Source organism: Streptomyces sp. CBMA123, from assembly GCF_014596465.1.
Classification (GTDB): domain Bacteria; phylum Actinomycetota; class Actinomycetes; order Streptomycetales; family Streptomycetaceae; genus Kitasatospora.
This window is the reverse complement of sequence record NZ_MECK01000242.1, coordinates 1-7,727: the sequence shown is the minus strand read 5'-3', so window position 1 is coordinate 7,727 and position 7,727 is coordinate 1. Positions and strand designations below refer to the sequence as shown.

At 74.1% G+C, this 7,727-nt stretch carries 5 protein-coding genes and 2 pseudogenes; all 7 read right to left on the bottom strand.

Annotation, left to right across the window (positions count from 1 at the left end; all coding sequences use genetic code 11):
• Positions 1 to 1,191 (bottom strand): annotated as a pseudogene (locus BG452_RS25075) (hypothetical protein); the annotation flags it as partial.
• 112 nt (positions 1,192 to 1,303) lie between these two features.
• Entirely contained in the window at positions 1,304 to 3,484 is a 2,181-nt protein-coding gene (locus BG452_RS25070) for a DUF6571 family protein (protein ID WP_188306625.1), read from the bottom strand.
• Positions 3,485 to 3,486: 2 nt separating this feature from the next.
• Entirely contained in the window at positions 3,487 to 3,798 is a 312-nt protein-coding gene (locus tag BG452_RS25065) for a hypothetical protein (protein ID WP_188306624.1), read from the bottom strand.
• Between the two features lie 359 nt (positions 3,799 to 4,157).
• On the bottom strand, positions 4,158 to 5,231 hold the full coding sequence (locus tag BG452_RS25060; RefSeq protein ID WP_188306623.1) for a hypothetical protein: 1,074 nt from the start codon (positions 5,229 to 5,231) through the stop codon (positions 4,158 to 4,160).
• A complete protein-coding gene (locus tag BG452_RS25055) occupies positions 5,228 to 6,109 on the bottom strand; it encodes a hypothetical protein (protein ID WP_188306622.1) in 882 nt (293 codons plus the stop codon). Before BG452_RS25055 ends, BG452_RS25060 begins: the two co-directional genes overlap by 4 nt.
• Positions 6,106 to 7,008 (bottom strand): hypothetical protein, encoded by a 903-nt coding sequence (locus BG452_RS25050; protein ID WP_188306621.1) that lies wholly within the window; start codon positions 7,006 to 7,008, stop codon positions 6,106 to 6,108. Before BG452_RS25050 ends, BG452_RS25055 begins: the two co-directional genes overlap by 4 nt.
• Before the next feature lie 53 nt (positions 7,009 to 7,061).
• Positions 7,062 to 7,727: pseudogene (locus tag BG452_RS25045) on the bottom strand (hypothetical protein); the annotation flags it as partial.

Here is a 7,727-nt window from a genome sequence, read left to right as displayed (position 1 = left end):
CAGGGCGAGGGCGGTGGCGAGCGCGGCGGCGGGCAGCACGGTGGCGGCGCCCTCGCCGAGCAGCCGCAGCAGCACCCCGGGGCGGGAGGCGCCGCGGGCGCGCAGCAGCCGGAGTTCGCCGGCGCGCCGGTCGGTGGTGAGGGCGGCGGCCAGGACCAGGACGACCGCCGCGACGCCCGCGACACCGGCCGGGCCGATCGCGGCCAGGGGCATGGCCGCCCGGTAGCGGTCCTGGGCCCGGGTGAGGACGTCCGGCAGGAAGGACGCGGTGCGCAGGTCGGTGCGCCCGGTGGCGGGGACCAGGGCCTTGGCGTCGGGGCCGGTGAGGAAGGAGTCGGCGGTGGCGATGGTGCGGTCGAGCCGGTCGGCGCGCAGGGCGGCGGGGTCGACGGGCAGCCGCCAGAAGTCGTCGGCGCCGCCGCCCCAGCGGGCGAGGGCGGCCAGGTCGGCGCCGTCGGTGAAGCCGGTGGTCTGCCACCAGTTGTTGCCCAGCGGGTCCAGGTGCAGGCAGGCGCGGTCGGGGCAGCCGAGGTCGTCCCAGTACGGGTCCCTCGGGTCGTCGACGCGGTAGAGGCCGACGACCGTGGTGCGGCGGGCGCCCGCTTCGCCGGTGCCGCTGTCGAGGACGTCGCCGATCGTGATGCCGATGGTGCGGGCGGCCGGCTCGCTCACCACGATCGGCAGCGGGGCGGAGGCGTCGGCGGGGGCGTCGGTGGGGGCGGGCCAGGTGCCGGCGGTGAGGGTGACCCGGTCGGCGAGGCCGTCGAGGTGGAGCAGGGCCAGCTTCGGGGCCGCGTCGGCGGCCAGCCGGGTGTAGCCGGGGTTGTTCAGGTCACCGGTGGTGCGGGCCCGGGCGCCGCGGGCCTCGCCGGCCGGGGACAGCGTCAGCTCCGCGCCCACCCGCGCGGCCAGTTCGCGCTGGACGGCGGCGAGTTCGGCGGCGGTGTCGCCGGGGCGGGTCCGGGAGGTGTACTGCAGGCTGCTCAGATGCAGGTCCCGGTGGCCGACGTAGTCCCGCAGCGCGGCGTCGGCGCCCCGGTCCTGGAGCCGGGGCAGGGCGGCGGCGAGGAAGACGGTGACGAAGGCGAGGGCCGCCATGAGCAGCGCGGCCGCCGGGTCGGCGCGCAGTCTGCTGCGGACCCAGGGCGCGGGCCGGTGGTCGGCGTCGGCGGTTCCGGTGCGGCTGGTCACATGTTCCTCCCCCTCCGTTCCGACGGCTGTGCGGGCCGGAGGGGTTCACGGCGACCCGCTGGGGCCGCCGCCCGGAACGGGTGGCGGCCCCAGCGGGTCGACTGGCGGTGCGTCAGGAGTTGCCGCGGCCGAGGAAGTGCCCGGCGGTGGTGGCGCTGGTGGAGCGGCGGTCGTGGGAGGCGTCCTCGACGACGTGGATCATGCTGCTGTCCGGGTCCGTGCCGCGGTCCTTGGCCCAGCCGCTGACCAGGTGGGTCATCTCGTTGTTGGCGTCCAGGTAGGTGTCGGAGATCTTGGCGTTGGCGACGCTGTTGTTGTGGTCCTTCATCTGGTTGTCCCACTCCCAGGCCCAGGTGTCGACCAGGCGCTGGGCGCTGTCGCCGACCCACGGGATGGGGGTGAGCGGGGCGCCGACGACGTGGTAGGCGACCTTGGCCTTCCAGTCGGCCTGGAGGTTGGCGTCGTCACGCTGGCCCATGGCGACGTCGGCGCGGACCGCGTCGTAGACGCCCAGGCTCGCGGCGCCCTTGTTCATCACGTCCTGGATGTCGTTCTGCGAGGCGTTGGGCCCCAGCGAGGACAGCTCCTGGGCGATCTTGGCGCTCTCGGCCTGGTGCAGGGTGGCGTAGGCGTCGGGGTTGTCGGAGAGCCCGCGCATCACCCGCACCAGGCTGTCCTCGCCGACGCCCATGTGCACCGTGCCGTTGGCGTCGGTCCACACCGCGCTGCCGTGGTCGGCGTACTGGGAGTTGCGGCCGTTGAAGATCTCGTGGCTGTCGTTGGTGTAGTCGGCCAGGGCGTTGGCCAGCGGCTGGCGCAGGTTGGCGTTGACCTTGTTGCCGCCCTGGCCCTCGTCCAGGGTGGTGACGGTGTCGTGCATGATCCGGGCCTGGGCCTCGGTGTGGTGACCGGTGTGCGGGGCGCCGGCCGGCTGGCCGGTGGTGGCGGCCTCCAGGGCCGCGCCCAGTCCGCTCTGGGACAGCGGGTCGGGCATCTTGACCACGCCGGCGTAGGGGTTGGCGACCCAGCCGTCCGGCCACTTGCGGTCCTTGAGCAGGTAGTGCAGGTGCTGGTTGCCGCCGCCCGAGTTCGGGTCCAGGTAGGCGGTGGCGGCGTCGGGTTCGCGGCCCATGACGGCGAGCACGTTGTCCAGCGGGTCGGCGCCCAGCGCGTCGCCGCTGTGGCTGGCCTTGTAGCTCCAGGCGTCGGGGTGGTCCTTCTCCGTCGCGGTGATGTCGTCGGCGAGGTCGCCGAGCATCCCGGCGGAGTACTTGGCGTCGCCCTTGGTCATCAGGGTGGTGAGGACCTGGTAGCCGTACACCGGGTCGGTGTTGGAGCCGTAGTTCTTGTAGCCGGCGTCCTTCATGCTCTGGCGCCAGCGCCGGTAGAAGTCGGTGTTGGTGTCCTGGGTGGCGGAGGCCACCGCGTGGGTGAGGCCGCCCTGCAGGTCGGTGTAGGCGGCCTTCTTGTCGCCGCTCGGGCTGTTCAGCTGCTGGGCGAGCTTCATCAGGCCGTCCGGGCCGAGCCGGTCCAGCAGGCCCTGGGAGAAGGCGGGGTGGTCCGCCTTGTCCTTCATCAGGTCCTGCAGCTGGGTGAGCTGGTCCGGGGTCAGGCTGTCCAGGTGGGTGGCCAGGTCGGCGGCGCGCTGGGCGTCGCCGGCGTCGCCGCCGCCCACCGCCTGGCCGTTGAAGGTGGTGTCCAGCGGGTTGCCGGCCTTGGAGGCGCCGCGCAGGGCGGCAGCGATGCGCTCGTCGGCGCGGGTGGCGGCCTGGACGCCGGCGGTGATCGCCTTGGTCCACTTGTCGGCCGCGTCCTGGTAGGACTGCCGGGCCTCCGGGTCGTGGTGCAGCGCCTGGCGGGTCGCCGGGTCGAGCGTGCTCTCGTCGAACACGGCGGTGCCGGTGCCGGTGACCTTGAAGCCGTCCTTGACCGCGCCGTCGGCGGCGTCGCGGGTCTGCTTCTGGGCGGCGGCGAAGTCCGTGTGCGCCTCGTCGAGCAGCGAGGCCATCGCGTTGGCCTCGGTCTGGGCGTCGACGATCTGGCCCTTGGTGGTCAGCAGCGACGCGTTGGCCAGGTTCGCCGTGTTGCCGGTCCACCAGGGGCCGCTGCCCAGGCCGTTGCCGCCGAACAGGCCGTTGCCGCCGATGCCGTTGCCGTTGCCGCTCCCACCCAGGACGTCCTGCTCCATGGTGGTCTGCATGGTGTGGAAGCGGGCGGCCATCGCGCGCCACTGGGTGGCGGCGGCGGTCAGCGCGTCGGTGTTGGCGTTGAGGACGTCTTCGTATCCGAGCATGATCACGGCACCTGGAGGGACTGGGCGACGGACTGGTTGGCACTGAGGTAGTTGGCACCGGTGCCCTGCATCGCGGTGGCGTTGGCGTTCAGCCGCCCGGTCAGGGCCTTGACCTGCTGGTGCCATTCGTCCAGCGAGTCCTTCAGCGCGCCGGAGCTGCCCCAGCCCTTGAGGCCGGTGACGGCCGTCCCGGTGGCGTCGTCGGCGACCGCGCCGGCACCGGGGCAGTCGTGGGCCAGGTTGGTCAGCGTGGCGTGCGCCTTGTCCAGCGCGGCATGGTTGACCCCGAAACCGCCTGGTGCTGGTGTGCTCATCCGTTGATCCCCCATACGTGGTGACCCCGGCGGTGTGGTCACCGGGGCGCCGATGATCGTAAGTCCGCGGAGCACCGGATTGCGCATGGGATTCATCAGGGATTTGTCACTATTTCGTCACTGCCCGGCGACGGAGGCGACCGGCGGGACCGGTGGACCCGTTGCGGTGACGGACGGTGACGACCCGTTGACGGCCACCGCGCACCCCTCCTCTCCGACGGGGGCACAGAGAGCCCGGAGACACCCCCCGGACGCCCCCTGCCCGGTGCCGGACAGGACCGCCCGGGCCCCTTGCACCGAGGGCCCCTGGAAACCGCCGGGCGGCGGTTTCCAGGGGCCCTCTCGAAGGTGGGTGTCGGTCAGGCGAGCAGGTCGGACTGGAGGTCGACCACCTGGCGGAAGGCCGTGGCGGGCACGCCGTGAGGGTTGGTCATGGTGACGACGGCCAGCACGTCGAAGGCCGACACGTACGCCAGCCTGGTCGTCGGCACGTCCTTGCCGGCGCTCTCCCGGGACTCCTTGCGGGTCACCTCGACACCGTCGGGCAGCTCGCGGTCGGAGGAGGAGGTCGCGGTCCTCGCGTCGGGCGCGGCCTTGAGCTGGATCTCCGAACGCATCCGGGAGAAGGTGCCCCAGGCCTCGGCCGAGGAGCCGAAGCGCAGCAGCCGGATCCGCGTGGTGGTGCCGTCGGAGGCGGTCCACTCCCGCACGGTGGCCGCCCGGCACACGTTCTGCAGCAGCAGGGCGCGCGCCCGGGCCGGGTTCTGCAGGTCGTCGAGCATCGCGTTGCAGGGCACCCAGTTCGCCGGGTCCGCCCCGCCGGGCGCCGCCGGAGCGGACGCGGACGGCGAGGCGGTGGCCGAGGGGGTGGGAGTCGGGCTCGCCGAGGGGGCGTCGGAGGGCGCGGCCGTGGCCGAGACCGTCGGGACCGTCGGGACCGGGAAGACCGGCGGGTTCAGCGAGCCGCCGGCCTCCTTGGGGGCGGGCAGCAGCAGGTAGCGCAGGTCCGCCTGGTGCAGGCCCTTGCCGTTCCCGTCGCTCTTGTCCTTCAGGTTCGGCGCGGCCTTGCCCGAGGGCAGCGGCGGCAGCGTCAGGGGCGGGAAGGTGTAGCGGCCGTCGTTCGCGGTGGCCAGCCCGGGGAGGTCGGTGCGCTCGGGGGCGGTGACGGCCAGTGCGGTGCCGGTGCCCGCCAGGACGAACACCAGGGCGGCGCAGCCCCAGCGCACCGTGGCCCCGCGGCGGCGGGTGCGGCGGGCGGCCTGCTCCTGTGGGGTCTGCGCCGTCATGGCGGCCGGGCCGGGGTCGGGCCGGGGGCCGTCGATGGTGATGGCGGCCCAGGGGCTCCCGGCGTCGCTCCCGGAGGCGGCGGGGGCGGCGGGGGCCTGGTCGTGCGGCTCCGGCGCGGGCTGCGGCGCGGCGGCGTGGTCGGTCATACGGACGCTCCCGGGCTGGCGAGGCGGTCGAGCTGCATGGTGAAGAGGGCGACGATCTTGTCCTTGGGCAGCGGGGCCACGCCCTCGGTGCTCATGATCACCAGGAGGTCGCCCTCGGCGGCCGAGCACTCCAGGTAGTCGATCGGCGCGGACGGCGGCGCGGGCATCAGGTAGCAGTGCGCCTCGGGGTGGCCCGGCACCTGCGGGCCGGAGCGGAAGATGCCGGTGTCGCCGGTGAACACCGCCGTGTACTCGTTGATCCGCTGCACCTCCTGCTGGTTGAACTGGCGCAGCCGCAGCCCGACCACCAGGTGGTTGTCCTCGTTGCGGTAGGTCCGCACGCCGGTGCCCTTGACGTGCAGTCCCTCCCAGTAGGAGCGGAGCTTGTCGCGCTTGTCCTTGGGGATCTGCTGGAGTTCGGCGTCCATCTCGTCGGACAGCTGTCCGGCGCCGAGCTCGGTGTCGTTGCCGTAGCCGCCCTCGTCGGGGCCCGGTGCGTAGCCGGCCGGGACGGGCAGCAGCAGGTCGCGCAGCGAGCCGAAGTGGCTGCCGTTGGACTTGGCGCCGAAGGGCGTGGGGGTGGCGGTCGGGGCGGGGGCGGCGGTGGGGCCGGCGGCGGCGACCGGGGCGGGGTCGTCGTACCGGGTCTTGATGATGCCGACGCCGATGACCACGCCGACCAGCGCGGCGGCGACGGTGGCCGCGCCCGCGCGCAGCAGTCGGCGGGAGGCGGGGTGGGGTGCGGCGGGGGCGCTCTCGATGGCGCCCTGGGGGGTGAACTCGGTGGTGGGCCCGGCCGGTTCGGGGCTTGCCGGGACGTCCGGGGCCGCTGGCGCGGCCGGGCCGGCCGGGGTGGTGGTCACGGAGTCGTCGGTCATACCAGCCGCTCCCACTGCTGCTTGGCGAGGGCTTTGAGGTCCCCGGAGTCCACCGGCTTGGGGCTGAAGACCTCCACGGTCATCAGCACCGTGCCGCGCTGGGCGGCGGCGTGCCCGTAGTAGTACTGCTCCTTGGTGTCGGACCAGCTGCTCGGCTCGTTCTCCACCCAGTAGCCGCCGTTGGCGTCGTCGGCGAAGGTCTTCCCGTTGGCGGCCGCGGCCTTGTCGAGGTGCTCGGGCGTGTACTGGGTGAGCGTGACGCGGTAGCGGATGTCGTCCTTCTTCCAGTCCACCTCGGCGGCGCGCCGGAAGCCGGACCCGGCCAGGCTCTTGAAGACGTTGGCCGCGTCGCCGTTGCGCTCGGCGAGTTCGCCGATGGACATCCAGCTCGGCTTGTCCGGGAAGTCGCCCCAGGCGGAGGTGCCGTCGGGGGCGCTGATCAGCAGTTTGCGCAGGTCGCCCTCGATGGCGGGCGGTTTGGGCTGCGCGGCGGCGAGCGCGGCCGGGTCGACCACCTCGGCCGGGTAGGACGGCAGGGCCACCTGCAGCGGCGGCAGCGGCGTGGGCGGGCGCTGGGCCTGGATGGCGTAGCCGACGCCGCCGCCGGCCAGCGCGCCCACGACCAGCGCGCAGACGGCCAGCAGCACCGGGCGGGGGCGGCGCGGGGCGCGCGCGGCGGAGTCGGGGCCGGCGGACAGGGTGTCCGGCTCCCCTTCGGTGGCGTCGGCCGGCCGGAACGGCGCGCCCGGGACGGGGGGCACCGGCGGGACCGGCGGGACCAGCGGCTCGTCCGGCACCGGCGGTACGGGCGGGACCGGGGGCACGGGCGGTGCGGGCGGGACCGGGGGCAGCGGTGGTTCGGCCGCAGCCGACGGCTGCTGCGCGGGTTCGGTGGTCACGTGAGTGGCTCCAGAGGAGGAAGGGAGGGCGACGTCGTGGGGCGGGCGCGGGCTCAGCCGCCGGAGGCGAGCCACTCGCGCTGGCGCTTCATCAGGTCGTTCAGCAGCGCCTTGTCCGGCGTGCCCTTGACCTCGACGTCGACGGTGTACTGGACGTCGCCCTGGCTGGAGATGCCGGTCATCGAGCCGGTGTAGGCCTCGTGCTTGGGCTTGTTGCGGAAGCCGTGGGCGTTGGGGTCGCCGTCGATGTCGATCGGCTCCTGCGACTTGACGGTGTAGCCCTGGACGAACCTGCTCGCCAGGTCGGCGGAGCCGAAGTGCAGCAGGGTGACGGTGACTTGGGCGGTGCCGTCGGCCGTGCGGTAGGTGCGCTCGGCGCCGTCCCGGTAGCCGAGCCGGTTGAGGATCGTGTCGATGTCGTCCTGCTTGCCGAATATCTCGGAGACGTCGTCGCGGGTCATCGGCATCCCGTCCGCGGGCCCGTAGGACTCGCCGCCGGCCGGGATCGGGAGCAGGAAGTAGCGCAGGTCGCCCTCGTGCTTGCCGCCGCTGACCGTGCCCTTGACGGTGCTGGCCGGGGCGGGCTCGGCCGGGGCGGCGGTGGGCACCGGGACGGGTACGGCGGACGGGGTCGCGCTCGCGCTCGTGTTCGTGTTCGCCGGGGTGGTGGCCGCGGCGGTGGCGCGCGGTGCGGGCGCGGCGGCCGGACGGCCGTCCGG

What these genes read in the sequence shown, in the direction of transcription:
- BG452_RS25060 (WP_188306623.1), bottom strand. Translation starts at nt 5,231, where the DNA reads ATGACCGACCACGCCGCCGCGCCGCAGCCCGCGCCGGAGCCGCACGAC.
- BG452_RS25070 (WP_188306625.1), bottom strand. Translation starts at nt 3,484, where the DNA reads ATGCTCGGATACGAAGACGTCCTCAACGCCAACACCGACGCGCTGACC.
- BG452_RS25055 (WP_188306622.1), bottom strand. Translation starts at nt 6,109, where the DNA reads ATGACCGACGACTCCGTGACCACCACCCCGGCCGGCCCGGCCGCGCCA.
- BG452_RS25065 (WP_188306624.1), bottom strand. Translation starts at nt 3,798, where the DNA reads ATGAGCACACCAGCACCAGGCGGTTTCGGGGTCAACCATGCCGCGCTG.